Below are 20433 nucleotides of genomic sequence, written 5' to 3'. Positions count from 1 at the left end.
CATGACCGCCCTGACCCTGAGCAACGTGTGCAAATCCTTCGGCCCGGTCGATGTCCTCAAGAATATCGACCTCACCGTCGATGACAGCGAATTCGTCGTCTTTGTCGGCCCCTCGGGCTGTGGCAAGTCCACCCTGCTGCGGGTCATTGCGGGGCTGGAGGAAGCGACCTCGGGCAGCATCGATATCGGTGGCCAGGTGGTCAACACGGTGCCCCCGGCCAAGCGCGGCATCGCCATGGTGTTCCAGTCCTATGCGCTCTACCCGCATCTGACCGTGCACGGCAACATGGCGCTGGGTCTGAAACAGGCGGGCCATCCCAGGGACGAGATCGAGCGCAGGATTGCCGAGGCGGCGCGGATGCTGTCGCTTGAGGCCTATCTGGCGCGACGCCCGTCCGAGCTGTCGGGCGGCCAGCGGCAGCGCGTCGCCATCGGCCGCGCCATCGTGCGCAAGCCCAAGCTGTTCCTGTTCGACGAACCGCTGTCGAACCTCGACGCCGCCCTGCGCATGAACACCCGGATCGAGATCGCCAACCTGCACCGGCAACTGACTGCCTCGATGATCTATGTCACCCATGACCAGACCGAGGCGATGACGCTGGCCGACAAGATCGTCGTGCTGCGCGATGGCCGGGTCGAACAGGTGGGCAGCCCGCTTGCGCTTTACAACAACCCCGCCAACCGCTTTGTCGCCGAGTTCATCGGGTCGCCGGCCATGAATTTCGTGGCCGCTGACCGGGTGGGCGGGCCGGTGGGCGCCACGCTGGGCATCAGACCCGAACATGCCCGCATCGGCGACACCGGCCCGCTGTCGGGCCAGGTGATGCATGTCGAGAAGCTGGGCGGTGACACCAACGTGATGATCGACCTGGGCCGGGACAACCGGTTCACCGTGCGTGTCTTTGGCCAATACGACATCGACCCCGGCGCAGAGGTCAAGGTCGACTATGATAGGGGCAACACGCTGTTGTTCAGCGCCGAAGGAGAGCGCATCACGGCTTGACCCTCTGTCGCCGAAAGGTGCTGCGCCAGAGCCAGCCGCAACATCTGCTCCCGGCGACACGGCGGAACAGCTGATCGATCGCGAGACCGACCAGGGCGGCGGGTCCAGCCCCGGGGCGCCGATTTTTCTCTGGCAGTCAGATGCGCAAGGCGTCTGTCGCCACGAGAGAGACACCGGTCCACGCAGGTTGACCCGCATATCGCCGGTTCCGAAACCCGCACCTGCCGGCAAGGTTTGATTTCATGCTGTAACAGGGCCTACGTCTCATGTGCCGAACCGGTCGAGCACGTTGCGGGTGATCGCGATCACCTGCGTGTCGTTCCGGATCAGGCCTGCCACCCATTCGCAGGTCGCGGCGGTGAAGACCTCGCCCTTGCCTTTCTGCCAGTGGATGATCATGCCATTGCCCCGCGCGCAGGCGTCCAGCGTTTCGGGCGTGACCTTGCCATAAACCGCCATCGCCTTGAACGCCGCATCGGCGCTGCCGATATAGAGCGTTTCGCCCCACACCCCGGTGTCGGCCTCGATATTCGTGGCCAGACCCATGGCAAGGATGGCGACATCCGGCGCCGCCCCGTCGGTACAGGTTGGAAAGGGCAAGCCATCCTCCATCCGGTAGTCCAGCCCGTCGACCTCATACCCAAAGATACGCGAGGCGGCGCCCAGCACATCGCCATATCCCAGCCCCGCGCCGTCAAAGGCCCAATGATCGGGGCGATAGATCGTGAACCCGCCCGGTCCGTTGCCCGCGCAGCGCCCGAGGCCCGCATAGACCCCGCGCAGGGCGTTGACGCCAAATGTCAGCGCACCGGGGCGGCCCACCGGGGCCACTTCCCACGCGGCGGTGGTCAGGTGGGGAGTGGCGCTTTCGGCCATCGGGTCGCGTTCGGCCACGTATTTATAGCAGGTCTGGGTGCGACCCGCGTCGCTGATCCGCGTCTGCCACAGGAAATTGCCCGCGAACCGTGCCACGCGCCCGCCCGCATCGACGTAACCATCGACCGCATCGCGCATACGCGCACTCCAATATTCGTCATGGCCGACAAAGATCGCACAGGCATGTCCGCTCAGGCGGTCGGGGTCGGCGTCCAGATCGTGCTGCGTGCAAAAGTCCAGATCATAGCCCGCGCTTTCCGCCCAGCGGGCGAAAGGACGTTCATAGCTGGCCCACCCGGCCGAGGCATATTTCTTGGAATAGCCATAGGCATAGGCCCATTCCATGTAAGGATAACGCGTCATCTCGCCATGCCGGGGCGGATGATCCGGCAAGGTGCGGGGTGCACCTGGGGGCAGCTTGCAGAAGCCCCGTGTCCATGGGCGCTGCGTGGAAACGACAGGAGAGAACGCGTTGCCCTCGGGTCCGGTGATCCCCTCGTAGTGGTTCGATCCACCCCAGCAGTTATAGGCCAGCCACGTGCCCGTGGCGCAGACCAGCACATGACGCGCGCGCGGCAGGTGGGGCGCACGGCGGATCAGGATGAGATGGTGCTCCTCGACCCGGTCGCCATCACGCTCGGCAGTCAGCGTGATCAGATAGCCGCCGGGGCGCCAGTCATCCGGTACGGTAAAGCGGGTGCTTTCGGGCCAGTTGCATCCGGTAACGGAACAATCGGCCGGCGTGTCGTGGTGCCGGCCCGGCAGGTCATCGATGCGCAACAGCGGTTCATAGGTCGCACCGTCCCGGCCCACCTCGAATGACCAGGTTTCGGCGGTGGTCGAGACATGCAGCACAACCTCCTCTCCCGGAGCATAGGTCATGCGCGGGGTATAACCCCAGATTTCCAGCACTCGCGCGTCCCGCGCCGGGCCGATATAGTAGTGATCCAGAATATGCCGCGCGCGGGCGCGAGTGCGCGGGGTAATGGTCGGGCCAGGTCCTTCGGTTGTCATGGTGTCACTCCGGGAGGTATTTGTCGCACCATCCGTCAGCCGCGGTGCCCTCGGCAATCATGCGCGATGTCGGCTTCGGAATAACCGATCCGCAACAGGATCTGGCGCGTCTGCGCGCCTTGCTTGGGCGCATGACCGGGTATCTTGATCGCGGCACGGTTCGGGCGGACGGCATTGGGTGCCACCAGATCGACCCAGCGGCCTATCGGATGGCGGTCATGCCGGATTGCACGATAGGTGGCCTGCCGGATACCGGCGGGGCCGTCGCTTTCAAGCTGCAGGCCCGCATCTCGATTGGCCAAAAGCGAGCCCAGCGGCACCACGCTGGCCGACCCGCTGGCAAAGCGCGCCTGCCAATGGGCGACGGGATGGGCAGAAAAGCGTTGGGCCAGCGCCGCTTCCAGCCCCTCCTCGTCCTGCCCCGCCAGATCGGCCAGTTCCGGAACATGGGTCAGGGCGGCGGCGCGCCCGGTCGGGGCGGCAAAGAACAGCCAGCCATCGGCAGCAGGGAAACAGTGATAGAACGGCCCCCAGCCGAGCACCTGCCGCCCGGCGGGTTCATCAAACGGCGCGCGCCTGTCAAAGTCATACATGAACTGCGCCTGTATCATCGCGCCGCACCCGGCCAACACAGCCATCGCTCGAAATCTTCAAGCCTAAGGCGTATCGAGAATGCACGGAAAAGCATGCGGGCCAAGCCTTTCTGGTACGTCCCTCACTTCTAAACACACATTTTTGGGCATTATCAAGTTGTGCAGAGGGGGGCGGGATGGTCCCGCCCCGCACAGGAGGACGAAAGATGGAATCAAGTTCTCGCGATCATCCTCCAAATCATCACTGTGGTGGCGCTCTGCGCAAACATCGTCCACCACTGGTGATTTGGGTGGTCGCTCCCCGGAAACGGGGGGCGGCTATCCGCAAGATAGGGAGAAAATGATGAAAGCTCAAGATTTTCTAGCGTGGACGAAGGCAACGGGGCTGACCACCGCGCGCCAGGCCTATGAAGAACTCGGGGCCTCTCGCAACCTGGTGCAACAGTGGTACGCCGATGCCGAGGCGGGCAAGGATGTTACGATCAAAAGACATGTCGCGCTGGCCATGACCGCAATCGCCCAGGGCCTGAAACCCTGGGACGAATACGAAAGATAGGAGTAGACGATGTCCAGAACCCTGACACTTGTTTCGATCGCTCTGTCCGTGGTGATCATTGCGCTGATCATCGTGAACTTCTCGGTTCAGTGATCCGCTCGGATCGCGCCCACGCCAGGCGGGCGCGGACTGTTTTTTTGAGCTTGAACAGACAACAACGCCCAACTGCTGGGCGCCCTGGTCGAGTATCTGGACGAAAGGGGCTGACCATGCCCGCCGCCATTCGCCGCGCATTCGAGGCCATGCAGGCCACCAGGTTGGCGGTGGGTGCGTTGGACGTGGTGCGGGATGGCACGGTCCGAATCGTTGCCTCAGATCAGGTTCGCACCCTAACCTCTTCTAAAACGAGGAGGAGGAATGAGACGCAGCGACAGGGGCGGCGTCGTGAGGCAGACCAGGATCCGCACGGTCATCCGGCGCGGCCGGGCATATCGGTCCTTCAAAGCAAGGGCCAACCGCTCATAAGACTGCCCGATCTTCCGATGGATCACCCGGATTTCCTGCGCGCCTATGCCGAGGCGAAAAAGGCCGTACCGAAACGGGCGCCCGTGGCCGCTGGCAGCTTTGCCGCCCTGGTGCGGGCCGCGCTGAAATCGGATCACTACCTGCAATCGGAACCCGCAACCCGCGCCATGTTCCGCCGCCATTGTGACAACCTGCTTGAAGCGTTCGGCAAACTGCCCGCGCGCGGCCTGCGGTCCCGGCACATCCGCGCCAACCTGCCGACCAGCACGTTGCCGGGACATCGCCTGCGCACGTGGCGGTTCCTGTGTTCCTTTGGCGTGGCAACGGCCCTTCTGGATCGAAACGAGGCACTGGACGTGGTCATGCCCAAGGCAAAGAAAAAGGGCGGCCACCCGGCGTGGACCCAGGCAGACATCACCGCATTTCGCGCCCGCTGGCCCATGGTCAGCGCCACCCGCGCCGCGTTCGAGTTGCTGCGGTTCACCGGCGCCCGGATCAGCGACGCGGTTCTGATCGACCCCGGCATGGTGGGCGCGACGGCGTGCTGTCATATCGCCGGGTCAAGACCGGTGGCCCGGCGCATGTGCCGTGGTCCTGCCCCATGCCGGATGACGCCGCGCACCTGTCCGATGACCGGCGCATGATGATCGAGGCGCTGGATGCATTGTCGGGCCACATGACGTTTCTGGCAGCGCGCGGAAAGGCCCGTTCGGACAACCGAAGCGCGTGATGGTGTCTACGGAGACACTACGCAGAAATCGCGCCAGATCACTGAATTACAGTAGTCTCTCTGGCAGATGGCATAACCCAAGCGCCCGATAAAACGGGGAAAGAAAGGCTGTGCTGACAGAGATAGGGGTCGGTGGCGGTGCTGGGAGACCAATGCGAACCAGTCTCTACTAAACGGGCGGCACGCGAGAAGATCCCGGAAACCCCGGGCTGTCTGCTACCTTCCTGACTTTTCTTGGTTTTGATCAAGCAGAGCGATCTCGACCTGAACGTCACTCTACTCAAGAGTTTCGTGTGCCTGGCGCGAAACTCCGCCTACTTGTTTTCTCCCGCCTCCGAAGCGGAAGCTTCCAAGAGGGCGTCCAAGGCCTCGAGCACTTGCCGCAGGGTCTCGCGGGTTTGGTGAAGCCCCGCCACGACCCGAAGCTCGGAGCGTCCGGACAACGAGAGCACCGCGGCAGCCACCTCGTCCGAGTGTCGGAGAAGCTCGATCAGATGCTCCCCAGCCGGACCGTGCGACCCCGCAAACCAGTTCTTTGCTGTGCGCTCCGAAACACCTGTCCACTTCATCGCCGTCTTGATCGCCCGGTGGGAGCCACCGAGCTCTCGCTTCAGCGCGGCCGAAATCGCCGCCTGGTATTCTAATCGGTCGACCCTCCGTCCGTCTTCATCTGGAAAAGTCTTGCCCATCTTCGGAAACATTTTTCCGGCCCTCCGCGTCTAAGCTTCGGCCCAAAGGAATCACAGGCATTCCCGGCATTTAGGCGAATCCGACGAATGAAAGGCTTTGCGTTTGGGCTGGAGGGACGATCAGGACGAGAGAGCTACGGCTCGTGAGGGAGCGCCGCCCCGGCGCGCCGCGCAGTACGTCCGCATGTCGACCGAGCACCAACGCTATTCGACGGAGAACCAGTCTGACGCGATCGCGCACTATGCCGAGCAACGCGGGATCGAGATCGTTCGCACCTACTCCGACGAGGGGAAGAGCGGGTTACGCATCCAGGGGCGCGATGGGCTGAAGCAGCTCATCGAGGACATTCAGGGCGGCCGAGCCGACTATGAGGCCGTGCTTGTGTACGACATCAGCCGCTGGGGTCGGTTTCAGGACGCGGACGAGAGCGCCTACTACGAGTACATCTGCAAGCGTGCCGGCATCTCGGTCATCTACTGCGCCGAGCAGTTCGAGAATGACGGCAGCCCGGTCTCGACGATCGTCAAGGGCGTCAAGCGCGCCATGGCGGGCGAGTACAGCCGCGAGCTGTCCCAGAAGGTTTTCACGGGTCAATGCCGCTTGATCGAGCTCGGCTATCGCCAGGGCGGCCCGCCAGGGTTCGGCCTGCGGCGGATGCTGATCGACGAACGCGGCGCCGAAAAGGGCACTCTTCAGCGTGGCGAGCACAAGAGCATCCAGACGGACCGCGTCACCCTTGTCCCCGGCCCTCCCGAGGAAATCGCGACCGTCCGCGAGATCTTCCACGTCTTCGTCGAAGATCGGAAATCCGAGGCCGAGATCGCCGAGGCTCTGAATGGCCGCGGTGTCGTCACCGATCTCGGTCGCGCCTGGACCCGCGGCACCGTCCACCAGATCCTGATCAACGAGAAATACATCGGCAACAACGTCTGGAACCGCATTTCCTTCAAGCTGAAGAAGCGGCGTGTCCGGAATGATCCCGAGATCTGGGTGCGGGCGGAAGGAGCCTTCGAGGGGATCGTCGACCCGGACCTGTTTGCCGCCGCCAACGCCATCATCGGCGCGCGTTCGAGCAAGCTCACTGACGACGAAATGCTCGAGGGGCTGAAAGAGGTCTTCGCGGCTCAAGGGTACCTGTCGGGCCTCGTCATCGACGAAGCAGAGGCCCTTCCGTCGAGCAGCGCCTATCGCTCGCGCTTCGGCAGCCTGCTGCGCGCCTATCGGCTGGTGGGCTTCAACCCTGACCGCGACTATCGGTACATCGAGATCAATCGCCACCTTCGCGATCTCCATCCCGACATCGTCGCCGAGACGATTGCCGGTATCGAAGCCGCAGGCGGCAGCGTGAACCGCCATCCCCGGACCGACCTGCTCACCATCAATGGGGAGTTCACGGCGTCGCTCGTCATCGTCCGATGCAGCGAGACCAGTGCGGGCTCGCTCAGATGGAACATCCGTTTCGACACGAGCCTGAAGCCCGACATCACGATCGCCGTCCGCATGGATCGGCCCAACAGGCAGCCGCTCGACTACTATCTGCTCCCGAGTCTCGACATGACCCTCCCGCGCATCCGCCTGGCGGAGAGCAACGGGTTGTCACTCGATGCCTACCGCTTCGACACGCTGGACCGCTTGTTCGACATGGCAGTCCACGTCCCCGTGCCGGAGGTGGCGTGATGCCTGACATCCAGCCGCAGACAGCTGAGCTGATCCCGATCGACCGCATCACTGTTGTGAACCCGCGTGTCCGCAATCGGAAAGCCTTCGAGGAAATCGTCGAGAACATCGCCGAGCTCGGACTGAAGCGTCCGATCACGGTTGCCGAGCGTGAGAGCGCGGATGGCCCAAGATACGATCTCGTCTGTGGACAAGGTCGCCTTGAGGCCTTCCAGGAGCTCGGTCAGACGGAGATCCCCGCGATCGTGATCACCGCCAGCAGCGAAGACTGCCTCGTGATGAGCCTCGTCGAGAACCTCGCCCGTCGCCAGCACAGGGCTCTGGATCTCTTGCGCGACATCAAGGGGTTGAAAGAACGAGGGTATTCCGAGGCCGAGATCGCGCGGAAGACCCACCTGTCGCTGAAGTACGTCCGAGGGGTGGCGAAGCTGCTCGAGAGCCGCGAGCACAGACTGCTTCGCGCCGTCGAAAGCGGGAAGATCCCCGTCAGCGTTGCCGTAGACATCGCGGAAGCCGACGACACTGCAGTCCAGGACGTCCTGCGCCAGGCCTACGAGGACAACCTGCTACGCGGGGGTCGCCTCATGGCGGCAAAACGCCTGGTCGAGGCGCGTCAGCGCCACGGCAAGGGCCAGCCAACTGTGGACAGGGGATCGCGGCGTTCGCTTTCGGTCGAAAGCCTGCTTCGCACCTATCAGAACGACGTCGAGAAGAAGCAGGTCCTGTTGCGCAAGGCGACGGCGACCCGCAACGAGTTGATGTTCATCACGGAAGCGCTCCGCAAACTCCTGAACGATGAGAACTTCGTCACCCTGCTCAGAGCCGAGGGGCTGGCGACCATTCCGAAGAACCTCTCCGACCGCCTCGCGGCCCGCGCTGGAGCAATCTGATGGCGCGCTCGGGTCGCCCCAAACCGATCGGCCTCGCGTTCGAGAAGGACCTCATCCGTCTGCCCTTGGATCGGATCTGCCCACTCTACGCCGTCCGGACCGAAACCAAGGGCACGGTGAAGTACCGCCAGGTCGCCGCATCCATCAAGGAGGTCGGGCTCGTCGAGCCCCTTGTCGTCGTTCCTGACAGGTCCGATCCCGGAAGATACACGCTGCTCGATGGCCACGTACGCCATGCGATCCTGATGGACCTCGGGGAGCAGGATGCGCCGTGCCAGGTTTCAACGGACGATGAGGCCTTCACGTACAACAAACGCATCAGCCGGCTGGCGACCATCCAGGAACACAAGATGATCCTGAGGGCGCTGGAGCGCGGCGTTCCGGAGGAGCGGCTGGCGCGGGCGCTCAACATCAACGTCAAGTCACTGCAGGAAAAGAAACGTCTCCTGGACGGGATCTGCCCCGAGGCCGCCGAGCTTCTGAAGGACAAGCAGGTCTCGCTGACAGGCTTTCGCGTGCTCCGGAAGATGAAGCCGATGCGCCAGATCGAGGCCGCGGAGCTCATGGTCGCGATGAACAAGTACACCATCAACTACGCCCGGTCGCTCCTGGCAGCCACGCCCGCCAGCCAGCTCATCGACCCGGAGCAACCCAAGGCGGTGAAGGGCATTTCCCGACAGCAACTGGAGTTGATGGAGCGGGAGTCCGCGAACCTCGGGCGGGAACTGCGTCTCGTCGAGGACACCTACGGGACCGATCACCTGGATCTGGTCCTGGCGCGCGGCTACGTGTCGAAGCTCATCAGCAATGCGCGCATCACGCGGTATCTCGAGATGTATCATCCCGAGTTCCTGCCAGAGTTCGAAAAGATCACGGAGACGGAGGCCCTGGCCTCCTGATCCGAGTGGTCTCGGTCCATTTCGGCCGAACCACCACGGGGACCCGGACCCACAGAAGCGCGGGGACCGCAGGAGACGCCGCACTGTGGGGCGGATCGAGCGCGGCGGTGGGGATGGCGGCGAACCCGCTCGGAGCCCACCAGGTCGGGATTATCCACTCGACCATACCCGCGAGAATTCCCTCGCAACGAGCCGAAGCACTTGACCTCACGGAAAGATGCTTCGGCTCATCAATCACAGCCCGAACTCACGAACTGTTCCGAATTCAATGGCTTGGAGGAATCGTCTGACAGGTTAGACTGCTGTCGAGGTAACCCGCATGACGCGCGAGAGAGCAGACAGTTTCATATCGAGATTCCTATTCCGTGGCGCCAAGGCGCCCGAGGAGCGAGCCAATACGCCCAGCACCGAGACGGTCCATTCGCCGGCCACAGTGCCCAGCTCAAGGGCACACTTGGACTGGGCCTCGAATGGCGAACGCTCCGTCCAGGACTTAATCGAGCGGGTTCTCCATGGGTCGAACGCTCTGGTCGTCACCGGATACCAGGACTTTCTTTCGGCGATATCCATCATCCTTAGGGCGCGACCAAATATCTCGGACGAAGGACCTGAGACGATCCGAGTCCTCTTTGGCAGCAATACCGACACGCAAACCAGCATGGACGGTGCCGGACGCGCACTTTCGGACGAGGCCCGCGACTATTTTCTCGAGACGCGGGGGCTGTCACTCCGATCCCTCGACGAATTGCACGCCGTGCTGGCCTACGATGCCATTGCATCTGGCGCCATCTCGCTTCGGATTTTCGATGCTGACCTGGCGCGCGAGCGGTTTGGCCGTAGCCATGCCATGCTCCACTCAAAGCTTTATGTCAGCGAGAGTGGAGCACTGGCCGGAAGCGCGAATTTCTCCTACGGCGGGCTGAGACGAAACCTGGAGTATGTCGACGACCTTCAACCCTTTCATGATCTCGCAAAGACGCGACGGCAGGTCGCCGAGAATTTCTGGACCCTCGGCACGGACTGGACGGATCAGGCCCTTGAGATCCTGCGCGCACTGCTTCGGCCAGTGAGCGCCGAGGAGGCGCTCGCCCGCACCGTCCACGAAATGATGTCGTTTAAGCCCTGGTGCGTCGGCGGAGATGGCGCAGCCGGTCGCCCGCCGCTGCCGTTTCAGAGAGACCTTGTCTACGAGGCCTCAGGCACGGCCTATGAGCATGGCTTCGCCTTCGTCGAAGCGCCGACCGGCGCCGGGAAGACTGACATCGGCAAGCACCTGGCCACCGTCCTGCCGACGATGCACTCGAGCGTCGTCCTCAGACACGGCAACGAACGCCCAGACCAAACCCGAAACGGGGCGCTCGGGATCATTCCGGCGAGCGTCTTCCGCAACTGGGACAAGAACAAACCGGCGAACCTCAATCTCATCAAGCACAGCCACCTCTCACGCAGCAAAGGCGAGGAGGCCGAAGAACTCGAGGATATCAACAGAGGCGTTCGATCATCAGCGTCCATGATCGTAGACGAGAGCCATCGGCTGAACTCGCGCTATCTTGCGCCGTCTCGGCGATCGCTCGTCTTTGAACAGAGTCCGGCCATCTGGACATCGTGTCTGTCGGCGACCCTAATGGGGAACCAGGGGGCTTGATGGACTTCTCGCATTCCATGAACGGCGCGCCTCGATCTATGTGCCCCCCGAGATTACGGCTCGGATCAACGACAACCTCAAGCGGGGCCGCGAGCGGTCCGCGGAACTTGGGCAACTCCAAGCGCTGAAGCAGAGCTTCGAGGATCGTCAACGCTCCGGCATGGCGGATCTGTTTCTATCGGAAGCTGACCTTGAGCGACCGGTCAGGGACGCCGAAGGACGCCTGGCTTCCAAGCGTCTCGATCCCCGTGAGATCCAGGCAGACATGGCAGATGCATTGGCTCCCTACGTCGTCAGGCGGCAACGCCACTGTGTCGGGGAATCCAAAATCCGCGGCCCGGGCATCTTCGCCTACCCTGAAATCGAAAGCATCAGGATCGACGTGGACCTGACAGCCACACAGTCGGCAATCCTCGGAGAAATCAGGAAACTTGCCGAGAGCATCTCGACCGGCACGACCCTCGTCTCCGCCGATCCCAAACGCGCCGGTCACACTGAAGTCCGCTTCCACGACAAGGCGCGCATCCACATCCGCAACTTCCTCGCTGTCCTCAGATCCTCGATCACGTTTGCCCGGGAGGACTGGGAGTACCGTCGAGCCGTCGATGCGGACCCGCGTGGTCGGACGTCGATCGGTGAGAGTCTTCGACGCTCCGAAAAGGAAAGCCGTGGCGGCAAAACGGAAACGATCCACACATTGCAGCAGAGCGGCGAACTGCCCTTGGATAGGAGAACGGCCACGCCGATTTGCGATCGCATTGGAGAGCTACTCCAGAGGCCAGAGCTGGATGCGATCGACGAGCAACGCGCCGAACACATGGCGGAAATGCTCAATCAACATCGACAGGTGATCTTCCTTTCTGAGCGGATCGGCGTTCTGGAGGTCTACGCGCGCCTGCTCTCCTCTCGAAAAGGCCCAAAGCCGGACGTGATCCTCGTGGCCGCGAGCCATAAGCTCGGATCTGGAAGCGGTGTCACAGTCGCCAGGAATGGCGCTGAGGCCCAGGAATACCTCGCCCTCGATGGCAAGAAGGCAGTCGATGATCGACGGCGGGCGATGTTCATGACCTTTCAAATGGCGGAAGGCATCAATCTTCAGCGGGCGCGCGCTCTGGGCATCATTGGCGTGACGTCCGACATCAAGAGCATGCTGCAGGGTCTTGGACGGATCGACCGTATCGACAGTCCGCACGCAAAGATCACCTATACCACATTCGACCTCCCTGGCCTGGTGCTGTCCTCTGACAAGAAAGGCAGGCACCGTATCGAGTCCATCGCTCTGCTTTCCGGGGTCGGAGCTTCAGATCTCGCAGACGAGTATCTCGAGTTCTCGGCCGGCGACCTGACCGACATGATCCTGGAACAGCACAAGAAACCGCGGCCACTTCGCCGCAACAACCTCTATGATCTAGTCGAAGACATGCGGCGCGAGCTGCCAAGCGATCTCCTGCAGACTATGGAGCGCATCAAGCCTCAAAGTCTTTGGGGCGCTGAGCTTTGTATTTTGGCCGGCAAGTCACCAATGACCATCATTGCCCTTGGTGGGCGTTCACCATCGCTGGTCGAGTCGTCTTATTTGCCTCCCCGACTATTGGCCGTCCGCGAGATCGACGATCGCCACGAAATCATCCGGGATCAGCCGGAAGTGACAAGGCTGCTACGCGATGCCTACGGCGAGACCGTTAAGGCTGGAAAGCACCAAGATCGGCCGACAGATGCAGAGTTGAGTTCTGTGATCGAGGACCTCCAGCCGACATTGGAAGGCCTCGCACACTGGGATATTCGTCCCGAGCGCACGGTTTCACTCTTGGAGTCCTTGGATAGGTTTCTCGCATCCGGACCCTCCAAGAACCAAGGTTACAACCGTTTCGGAAATCTGACGCTCCCATCGCTTGAAAAGCTGGCGGAGGCCTGGGCTCAGGAGCTCGATCCCCACTGGATCGAAGCTAAGAAGGACGTCAGCCAACGTAGCGAAAGGGAAAGAGAGATCCCGGATTATCTGGGGATCGATACCATTTATGGTTTCTTTGAGCAGCAGCCTTCGAAGACGCTCTCGGAAGTGCGCGTCCGAATGGAAGAGCTGCTCGATGCGGCGGAGCAAGCGTCACAAGGTGCAAACACACAGATCTTGGACCGGATCGCCGTGATATTTCAGACGAAGCCAATGGTTAAGTAGTGATAGTATTGATTTTGGTAAGGGATAACTCTGCCGGACATACTAACTACCACGGCTCGCGTTCTGATGGCTGGGCAAGATTTTACTAGTGCTCAGTACGGGCATATTCAGTATTTTTTCCAATGAAGGTAATCTTCACTGACTCAGAATTACACGCAATCACCCAACGAAGCCGCACCATACCGCTGTCACTTCACGACACTTGCTCCACTCCTGACAATCACAGTTCCATTTTGACCTTCTCGGATTGTCACACTAGCAGACAAATTCAACAAAGAGACAGCTTGCTCCGAAGGTAGGTCATCGAACCTGTGTCGCGGTTTGCCAACAACCTGCCAAGCGCCAAAGCCTTGATCAAAATTAATGATCAGCTCCTGCTCGTCCTCAAGAGAAAGCACCATTTGCCTTTCATGGGGCAGTTCTCTCTTTGGCCTTATTTTGACCGTTGCGCCCGAGAAAATATCGGAAATAACATCTGACCTCACACCATCGTCAGGAAAGGCATCGAAAACGGAGTAGGCATTTCTGGCACTTGGTCCCACGTGAGAGGACTCTATCAGTACTTTGACGCCATTTCTTCTAGTTCCGGGTGTGGCACGAAAGACTTCAGCGAATAGCCTCAAAGCGAGTGGCGTCAGCAAGTAGCGATCTCGGTAGGTAATGGATTTAACACCTGAGCTCTGTATCTTCGCGAAAGCGAGAACATCACTTTGCCTCAAGAGCTGCCAAAAACCCGATCCAAACTCGGCCATGGGGCCATCTAGCTTGGATTTGATCTCGATGACTTTCGCGTTGCCACTCATTTGTTGAAGAAGCGATGTCGTGGAAAGGATTTGTGGGTCAGCAATACTAGGCGCGGGGCCCTTCAAGCAGGGCGATGTCTCTGCCAATCCCCAATTCTCACCTGGGATCGACGCCAGTCTATCCGTCGCAGCGACCGCGATCTCTTCATCCGAGCTTGAAATACAGGCTATGATCGGCGTACCGCCAATCGTTGGCAGCGTTTGCAAGTGCATGATGTCTGCGAAGGTCGAAAAGCGATGGAGGCAAAGCGCCTGGTTGAGATCGAACCCCCCGTCCAACAGCGCTTTCGACTGTAGAACAATACGCGCCCTAATCCCTTCTTGCGATGCCCGGACGAGCACCTGTTGAAGGGGCCAAGTATCCAGATCCCAGGCTTCGTTCTTGACATCACTGTGCAGAAATACCGTAAGTTCGGAGAGTTTCCTCGCCCGTCTTTGTCTTTCAATCCAGTCTGCAACTGGAAGTCCCACAACCGAAGTCTGAGGGCCGAATACCCGCAACTCATCGGGTAACCTGAGTTTCCGCATAAGACTCCGCATGACCTCGAGGCCTGCTCGCCTGTCGAGCTTGTCGCCGATGAAATTGATATCGGGGCGCAGGACACAGGCAGGACAGCCATTGTCGCAGTCTGCCGAGCAATCGAGAATTATTGCCGCCTGCTGAAGGACATCGGAAAGCCATTCATCCTCCGCTAGTCTCGACGAGAGGCCCGCTCCGCCGGCCGCGTGGTCGAAAATAACTGCTGTTGCACGGGGATCATCTGACGGGCCGCGCGTGCGCGAACAGGCGACGCCGATCTCTCTAGATTCGGTGCCTAGTTTTCGGGCCAGCGCCTCTCGAAGTGCCGCGGCAACAGCGAGCGCCTCCCCCGACTTCGCACCTCGCGGAAGTTGCAGTTCGAACACGTCGGTCGATGCATCATGAATGAACCTGACATTGCGCTGAACCCGCCCTGCCGCAGGATCGCCGCCTGGGCATCTTCCTCCCTGCAGGTCGGCATCTTTGACAGGCGCCAAAGGTTTATGACCCTTCATTGCAGTCGGCCAGGGATTACCCTCTTCTTCACCGGTTTCAGATTCTGCGCGTCCACATGCAAGGCAAACAGCGTATCCAAACCCGTCTAAACCTGCTCCGAAGGTCAAAAGCCTGCCCGACGAATTGGCGCGAATACGTCCGGTATCAGGATCGGGTAGCGAAACCCACGGTTCGCCCGAGGCTGAGACTTTCGGCATCTCAGACGGCACGAACCCGAGACTTTCGTAACCAGTATGTGGGCGTTGACGGCCGATGAATCCCGATGGGCGAAGACTGCGAAACCAGTTCAGATTTGACGCTCCACATTCCGGGCACGCTTCAGGAAAGCCGGTCTTGGACAAGCTGAATTCATTGCAGGTCGCACAGTGCCAATGAATGCCCAAGTCTTCGATGCCAGAGGCGTCGGTGGAGCTTCGCCAGGCTGGCAAGATGCCCTCTGACTTATGCACCAGACCATTGATGACGACTTCTGCGCCCGGGGCATACTCGCGGATCGCAATATCGAGCGTCCTACTTGCACCTCCAAGACGATCCAAGATTTCAGAGGTTGCCGTTTCGACGGGGCCGGTCTCGCCGGTGATATGGTCAAATGTGACGACATCAACCGGGAAGCCATAAGCCGGGGTGAACCCGCGTTGCGAGAGAACACTCAGCAGAAACTGACCTGCCATTTTCTTCGCCTTCAGGTTTAACGACTTTGACGCTTCCGGATCATTGGAGAGGCTTGCCCTCGTCAGAATTTCTGCATGCTCTGCGCGCCACTGATTGAGCAGTTCTTCGAAGGCGTTCGCGGCCTGTGCGGCGAGCTCTTCTACAGAGACCTGATCAAGCACAGTTCCGCGTGTTAAGTTGCCCATGGCTTCCTTGGCCACATCTTCTGAGCTCCAAGCGCCGCGCACCGCGTCGAGGAAGACGTCGGCCGGCGCATCGGGATCCACCGGATTGTCCGGATCCTCAGTCGCTCCAAAGAAGTCGCCGACGGTAGATCTTACATTGATGCCCGCCATACGATCCCTAAGGAAACCGGCCAGCAAGGCCGCATTCACGTGTCTTCCCACAACGATTGGGCTGTCCAAGCGAACCGCCGGCGCCGCGATGGGCGCCTCAAGTAGACGCTTGGGATTTTCGAAGGTGATTCGATCTAGTGGCAGATCCCTGCAGAACGTCGCAGCGAATGCCCATGGCTCTCCGCGCCGACCCGCTCGACCAACGCGCTGCCGGTAATTTGAAATTGAGGGCGGTACGTTTGAATTCACGACCAACTGAACGTTGGGAATATCGACCCCCATTTCCATCGTTGTCGAGCAGTTGAGCAGATTGATCTTCCCCTCTTTGAACTCCTCCTCAAACTCCGACAGCAATTGCCGTGGGATTTGTGCCGAGTGCTCCTGAGCGCGATAGAAGGGCGCGTAATATGATACTCGGTCATGCAAGTCGGTCCAAAGCGCACGTTCGCGCAGTGACCGAACAGTCTCGTCGCCAACTGTCCATTCTCGAAGTTGCGCGCGCACTTCAGGGGTGACGCCTCCTGCGTTGGCCTCTGGGATCCTTGGCATGACAACCGGCGTCATTTCACGCGCCGGATTGTATGGGGAAACCTGTTTGCCCGGCGCATAACCGAAGAGTCGCCGCGTCACAGGGCACAGCCACGCTGTCTCAACGCGCATTAAGGCCGCGCGCTCAAAATCAAGCCGCCAGGCTCCTGCGCCCGTATCTCGCGCAGCCGTTGACTTGATGAGCGACCAGAGCGCATCCAGGACCTCTCGTGCACGTTCAATATCCGCAGCATTCGTCCAATCACCGTTGATTGTGCCGTAAACCAGTCTTTGGAAGCGGGACCCTTGCGCAGAACGCGGTTCCGGATCTGGCCAGAAATAGGGGCTTTTCTCTGCAACTCCCAGTTCACGAGCCTCAGGACTAAAGACTGATCGCCGGCCAGGTTGCCGCGGGTTAATCCATCGGGCGAACTCGTCGCTCTCGACGTTTACGGCAAAGTTGTCCCGGAAAACGAAGTCGATTGCAGCGAGGGCCAAACCAGTCCACCCCTCCGCTGTTACCCCCACCTCTTGCAACGCTACGGGAATATTGGACCGGCAACGGTTCTCCAGATCGGGGAAGGCCAGTCGAGCTAGTCCCATCGTCTCAATGCTGTTTTGAACGCGCGGCCTGCGGAACAGCTCCCGAAACAGGAACATTTCCGCAAGTTTGGATGGGTCATCCGCCATTTGTGATCCACCGAAGCGTCTGGGACGCCAAACTTCCGCAGCGAAGTTCCTTAGTTCAGACTGATCAGAGAAACGCTTGATGAGGTTGCGCCAGGCAACTGGTTTCGACTGATCCGAAAGCTGGCCTTTGAGATCTGCAATTTCGTCGGCAAAGTCGTCTGGCTCGGGTAGCGCCAGATATTTTGCGAGCTTCTTTTCCAGTTGTGCCTTTGCCTCTGGATCCAGGTCGCCGCCCTCTTGCACCGCATGGTAGAGAAAGGCGCGGGTCAGGTTCCGCTCGGATTCCTGCTGCAGTTTTGCCGCCAGCTGGGCAACGCCTTTCCTGCTGTCCGAGAATGTAATTGCCCTGCGTCCACCCATCGGAACTCCCGATGTTTGAAGGGGCGGCGCGAGTGACTCGGCCAATTCAGGCAGCGAATTCGCCATGAGGAACGGCGGTCCGAAGCGGAAGGGCATCAGCCTCGCGTTTTGGCTGTTCGCGCAGCAACCTCGGTCCGTTGGACTATCGAACAGACGCAGTTGCACGCTCCGTTTGTTGTCCGGAGCGGCGTTGTCGAACACCTCTCCTTCCGGCACAGACACATAGCTGGCGCCAAGCTCTTGCGAGGCGGCCAGCCAAACGCGATCCGTCATGGTTTCTTCGGCCTCATCCTGTTCAGGCTCAACGTCGACGGCATAGTCATCGTTTTCCGTCTGACGAAACGGAATGAGCCGTAGATCACCACCGCTCTGCTCAATACCTGCAATCAAATGCGGGGTACCGCAGTCTGAACAGGCGACCGCCTCAAACACCGGCGCACCGCAGGTACAGTGATCCTTTTGAAAGAGATGGATAGCCCCAAAGTCCCAGTTGGCCTCTTGCTGAGTGAGTTCCGCATCCTTGTCTGGGCAACTCGGGTCAATGCAGGCCCATATTCCACCTTGTGCGCGGTGAAACAGATGCGAGCGCCACGGGAGCAGCTTCTCACCTTCAGGGTTTTCTGCTTTGGCAGCCGAGAACAAGACGGACTGTGCTACTTCTGTTTGATCGAGGCCCAGTGTCCCTTTAATTTCGCTGAAGGTTTGGCCTCCCAATAGCATCTTCTTCTTCAGATCGTGAATTCTCGGATGCGGTGCCAGCATGTTCCAAAGTTCAGATGGCGGGGCCATCTGAAGAGCAGCTGGATCAAATGGCACATCCGCACCTGGGCTGGGCAACTCCGCATCGATCGCCTCTCCCTCAATCACGCGCGTTCGATCCTCAGGTATCCCTGCAAGATCAGAGACAAAGCTGGCGAGCTTTTCTTTGGTGTCCTCGCCCTCGCTGATGGTCGCAGACGTGGCCATCAATCTCACGTCCTCTGGTTTCACGCCAAATGCTGCGCGAACTCGCCGAAGAAGCAGCGCCATTTCCGCAGCCTGAGAGCCAACGTAGCTGTGCGCTTCATCGAGAACGATCCAACGCAAGAGGCCCTGGGACTGCTTCAGGATCGGCTGATCCGCAAAGCGCATCAGCATGTATTCGAGCATCGTGACATTGGTCACGAGAATGGACGGTGGCGTTGACCGGATGTTTTTTCTGTCCCCAATCTCCGCCGGCGCAAGCTTGGCCTGGTCAACTTTCCTTGCCGTCTCTGGCGTCAGTCCGTTGTAGAGGGCGAAAGTTACTCGATCCTTCAGCGGTGCTGTCCACGCGGCAAGCCGCTCTCGCTGGCTCTCGATGAGCGCGTTCAGCGGATAGACGACGATGGCCCGAATGCCCTTCAACCTCCCGGGGACATCTTCGCGCAAGAGGTCATCGATCATAGGCACCATGAAACACTCAGTCTTGCCCGAGCCAGTGCCGGAACTGACCAGGCAAGACAGACCCTCTTTCGCCGCTTTCCAGGCCTGCAACTGGTGCTGATAGGGGCTCCACTCCCGCTTAATTCGTTCCGCTGAGGCCCCATCCAAGGCATCAACAAGACGCGCGTCGAGCAGGTTGCCAGACAGGTCATCGAAAGTCTGCTCCGCCGGCTTCCAGGCGCGGGAAATCTCAAATATTGGATCGGCAATCAGAGAATCCACCTGTCCCGGTTTCTCAGATAGACGTCGTAGGAGAGCCGCATTTAATCCCTTTGAAGCAATCCGCCGCATAGCGACCATCGCTGTGGCTTCGCGGTTCGAGAGTGACTCGAGTATTTGGTTCAGGTTAGGATCTGTCATGAGCCAGCGGTTTCCTTAAAGTACGCCATTGCCAGTGGCAGAGCTGTGTCGAAATAATCGGGATCGATAAGTCGCAAGTTAATCAGCGACAGAATTTCTGGTGTTTTAAGAGGCTGTCTCAAACCAAGGGATGCCTCAGCTACCACAATCGGAGCATCAATCAATTTCTGCGCATGTTGATTGAAGCTTAACCCTTCTATTTGGGCTGACGTGCGAATATTAGCGAGACCAGATGGAAGCCAATCGAAACGCCGCACCGCCTCGTGTGCAACTTCAATAAGCCGTGTCCGCGCATTGCCTCTGATAGACGCGCCCAGTCTTGCAGCGAGTTCCGGATCAGCAATCAAGCGAATTCGATCTGTTTGAACCAGTGCCATCGCCAGGTGGCCCGAAAGGTCCGGACGAAGCCATGCAATCTCTTTCACGCGGCGAGAAAGGGCACGGTCGACCTCCTCTTCGAGCTCACCTTCGTCGAAGACAGTTCCCAGCTGAGTTCGTCTAAACTCACAGAAATGATCCATCGCAACTTGAAAACATTCCAGTAGTGTCGCTGGCCAGTAAATTGGAGCTGCCGTTTCAAGGCCAAGGACAAGGGGCAGGTCCGAGGAGCCGACCCTGAAGGCGAGCGACAGGGCGGCTTCCGGAACTTTTGGCAGCGCTTGCATTTGATCGAGAACGCCCGCGTCTCCTGCGTCCGTGGCATATTGCATCAGTTGCCAGTTGCGCCGCCAATTTGGGTTGTCGGGCTGATCCACCAAGGCTCGCCACTCGTCGACGTAGGCAGCAATGCGGTCCTCTCTTCGCCCTAGGTTTCGCTCTTCGGGCACCCAAACTGCAGCACGTTGAATTATGCCATCGAGACGGGAAAAGAGAAGCCAGGGGCCGAGGTCGGTTTCTAGGCTCCAGACCCATTGATTTTGGTCATCTGCCGTGATTCAGGGCTCGCAAGGAGACCTGAATGATGAGCAACC

Annotated in this window: 13 protein-coding genes; 8 read left to right on the top strand and 5 right to left on the bottom strand. The window is 60.0% G+C overall.

Annotated elements, in window-relative coordinates:
• Position 1 precedes the first annotated feature (1 nt).
• Positions 2-1003: an ABC transporter ATP-binding protein gene (locus tag AC2FLM_RS12770; RefSeq protein WP_496858376.1), complete on the top strand. Its 1002-nt coding sequence runs from the start codon at positions 2-4 to the stop codon at positions 1001-1003.
• A 264-nt stretch (positions 1004-1267) separates the two neighbouring features.
• Here the strand turns inward: AC2FLM_RS12770 and AC2FLM_RS12765 are convergent, their stop codons facing one another.
• Together AC2FLM_RS12765 and AC2FLM_RS12760 are read right to left on the bottom strand one after the other, a co-directional pair.
• Entirely contained in the window at positions 1268-2893 is a 1626-nt protein-coding gene (locus tag AC2FLM_RS12765) for a N,N-dimethylformamidase beta subunit family domain-containing protein (RefSeq protein WP_496858374.1), read from the bottom strand.
• Between the two features lie 35 nt (positions 2894-2928).
• Positions 2929-3531, bottom strand: coding sequence for a CoA transferase (locus AC2FLM_RS12760; protein WP_496858372.1), 603 nt, complete (start codon positions 3529-3531; stop codon positions 2929-2931).
• Between the two features lie 298 nt (positions 3532-3829).
• Here AC2FLM_RS12760 and AC2FLM_RS12755 point away from each other — a divergent pair, with 298 nt between their 5' ends.
• Positions 3830-4042, top strand: a complete 213-nt coding sequence (locus AC2FLM_RS12755; protein WP_234218113.1) for a hypothetical protein — start codon at positions 3830-3832, stop codon at positions 4040-4042.
• 482 nt (positions 4043-4524) lie between these two features.
• Positions 4525-5151 (top strand): hypothetical protein, encoded by a 627-nt coding sequence (locus AC2FLM_RS12750; protein WP_496858370.1) that lies wholly within the window; start codon positions 4525-4527, stop codon positions 5149-5151.
• A 400-nt stretch (positions 5152-5551) separates the two neighbouring features.
• Here AC2FLM_RS12750 and AC2FLM_RS12745 read toward each other — a convergent pair whose 3' ends face one another.
• Positions 5552-5938 carry a hypothetical protein gene (locus AC2FLM_RS12745; RefSeq protein WP_496858368.1) on the bottom strand — a complete coding sequence of 129 codons (387 nt, stop codon included), beginning with the start codon at positions 5936-5938 and terminating at the stop codon, positions 5552-5554.
• 85 nt (positions 5939-6023) lie between these two features.
• Here AC2FLM_RS12745 and AC2FLM_RS12740 point away from each other — a divergent pair, with 85 nt between their 5' ends.
• The 5 genes from AC2FLM_RS12740 to AC2FLM_RS12720 all read left to right on the top strand — a co-directional run bounded on the left by AC2FLM_RS12740 (position 6024) and on the right by AC2FLM_RS12720 (position 13214).
• The gene (locus tag AC2FLM_RS12740; protein ID WP_496858366.1) at positions 6024-7604 is read left to right on the top strand and encodes a recombinase family protein; all 1581 of its coding nucleotides are present in this window, start codon (positions 6024-6026) and stop codon (positions 7602-7604) included.
• Entirely contained in the window at positions 7604-8494 is an 891-nt protein-coding gene (locus tag AC2FLM_RS12735) for a plasmid partitioning protein RepB C-terminal domain-containing protein (protein ID WP_496858364.1), read from the top strand. Before AC2FLM_RS12740 ends, AC2FLM_RS12735 begins: the two co-directional genes overlap by 1 nt.
• Complete coding sequence (locus AC2FLM_RS12730; RefSeq protein ID WP_496858362.1) at positions 8494-9393, top strand: plasmid partitioning protein RepB C-terminal domain-containing protein; 900 nt, start codon at positions 8494-8496, stop codon at positions 9391-9393. The genes AC2FLM_RS12735 and AC2FLM_RS12730 overlap by 1 nt, the downstream gene beginning before the upstream one ends.
• Before the next feature lie 454 nt (positions 9394-9847).
• The gene (locus tag AC2FLM_RS12725) at positions 9848-11038 is read left to right on the top strand and encodes a phospholipase D family protein (RefSeq protein ID WP_496858360.1); all 1191 of its coding nucleotides are present in this window, start codon (positions 9848-9850) and stop codon (positions 11036-11038) included.
• Between the two features lie 160 nt (positions 11039-11198).
• Positions 11199-13214 (top strand): hypothetical protein, encoded by a 2016-nt coding sequence (locus AC2FLM_RS12720; protein ID WP_496858358.1) that lies wholly within the window; start codon positions 11199-11201, stop codon positions 13212-13214.
• Positions 13215-13402: 188 nt separating this feature from the next.
• Here the strand turns inward: AC2FLM_RS12720 and AC2FLM_RS12715 are convergent, their stop codons facing one another.
• Positions 13403-19462, bottom strand: coding sequence for a DEAD/DEAH box helicase (locus AC2FLM_RS12715; protein ID WP_496858356.1), 6060 nt, complete (start codon positions 19460-19462; stop codon positions 13403-13405).
• Positions 19459-20217 (bottom strand): hypothetical protein, encoded by a 759-nt coding sequence (locus tag AC2FLM_RS12710; protein WP_496858354.1) that lies wholly within the window; start codon positions 20215-20217, stop codon positions 19459-19461. Before AC2FLM_RS12710 ends, AC2FLM_RS12715 begins: the two co-directional genes overlap by 4 nt.
• Between the last annotated feature and the right edge of the window lie 216 nt (positions 20218-20433).

The organism is Ruegeria sp. SAZD011 (assembly GCF_059612545.1).
The sequence above is the reverse complement of the archived record's forward strand: the minus strand, read 5'-3'. Positions and strand labels throughout refer to the sequence as shown.

What these genes read in the sequence shown, in the direction of transcription:
- AC2FLM_RS12770 (WP_496858376.1), top strand. Translation starts at nt 2, where the DNA reads ATGACCGCCCTGACCCTGAGCAACGTGTGCAAATCCTTCGGCCCGGTC.
- AC2FLM_RS12765 (WP_496858374.1), bottom strand. Translation starts at nt 2,893, where the DNA reads ATGACAACCGAAGGACCTGGCCCGACCATTACCCCGCGCACTCGCGCC.
- AC2FLM_RS12760 (WP_496858372.1), bottom strand. Translation starts at nt 3,531, where the DNA reads ATGGCTGTGTTGGCCGGGTGCGGCGCGATGATACAGGCGCAGTTCATG.
- AC2FLM_RS12755 (WP_234218113.1), top strand. Translation starts at nt 3,830, where the DNA reads ATGAAAGCTCAAGATTTTCTAGCGTGGACGAAGGCAACGGGGCTGACC.
- AC2FLM_RS12750 (WP_496858370.1), top strand. Translation starts at nt 4,525, where the DNA reads ATGGATCACCCGGATTTCCTGCGCGCCTATGCCGAGGCGAAAAAGGCC.
- AC2FLM_RS12745 (WP_496858368.1), bottom strand. Translation starts at nt 5,938, where the DNA reads ATGTTTCCGAAGATGGGCAAGACTTTTCCAGATGAAGACGGACGGAGG.
- AC2FLM_RS12735 (WP_496858364.1), top strand. Translation starts at nt 7,604, where the DNA reads ATGCCTGACATCCAGCCGCAGACAGCTGAGCTGATCCCGATCGACCGC.
- AC2FLM_RS12730 (WP_496858362.1), top strand. Translation starts at nt 8,494, where the DNA reads ATGGCGCGCTCGGGTCGCCCCAAACCGATCGGCCTCGCGTTCGAGAAG.
- AC2FLM_RS12720 (WP_496858358.1), top strand. Translation starts at nt 11,199, where the DNA reads ATGGCGGATCTGTTTCTATCGGAAGCTGACCTTGAGCGACCGGTCAGG.
- AC2FLM_RS12715 (WP_496858356.1), bottom strand. Translation starts at nt 19,462, where the DNA reads ATGACAGATCCTAACCTGAACCAAATACTCGAGTCACTCTCGAACCGC.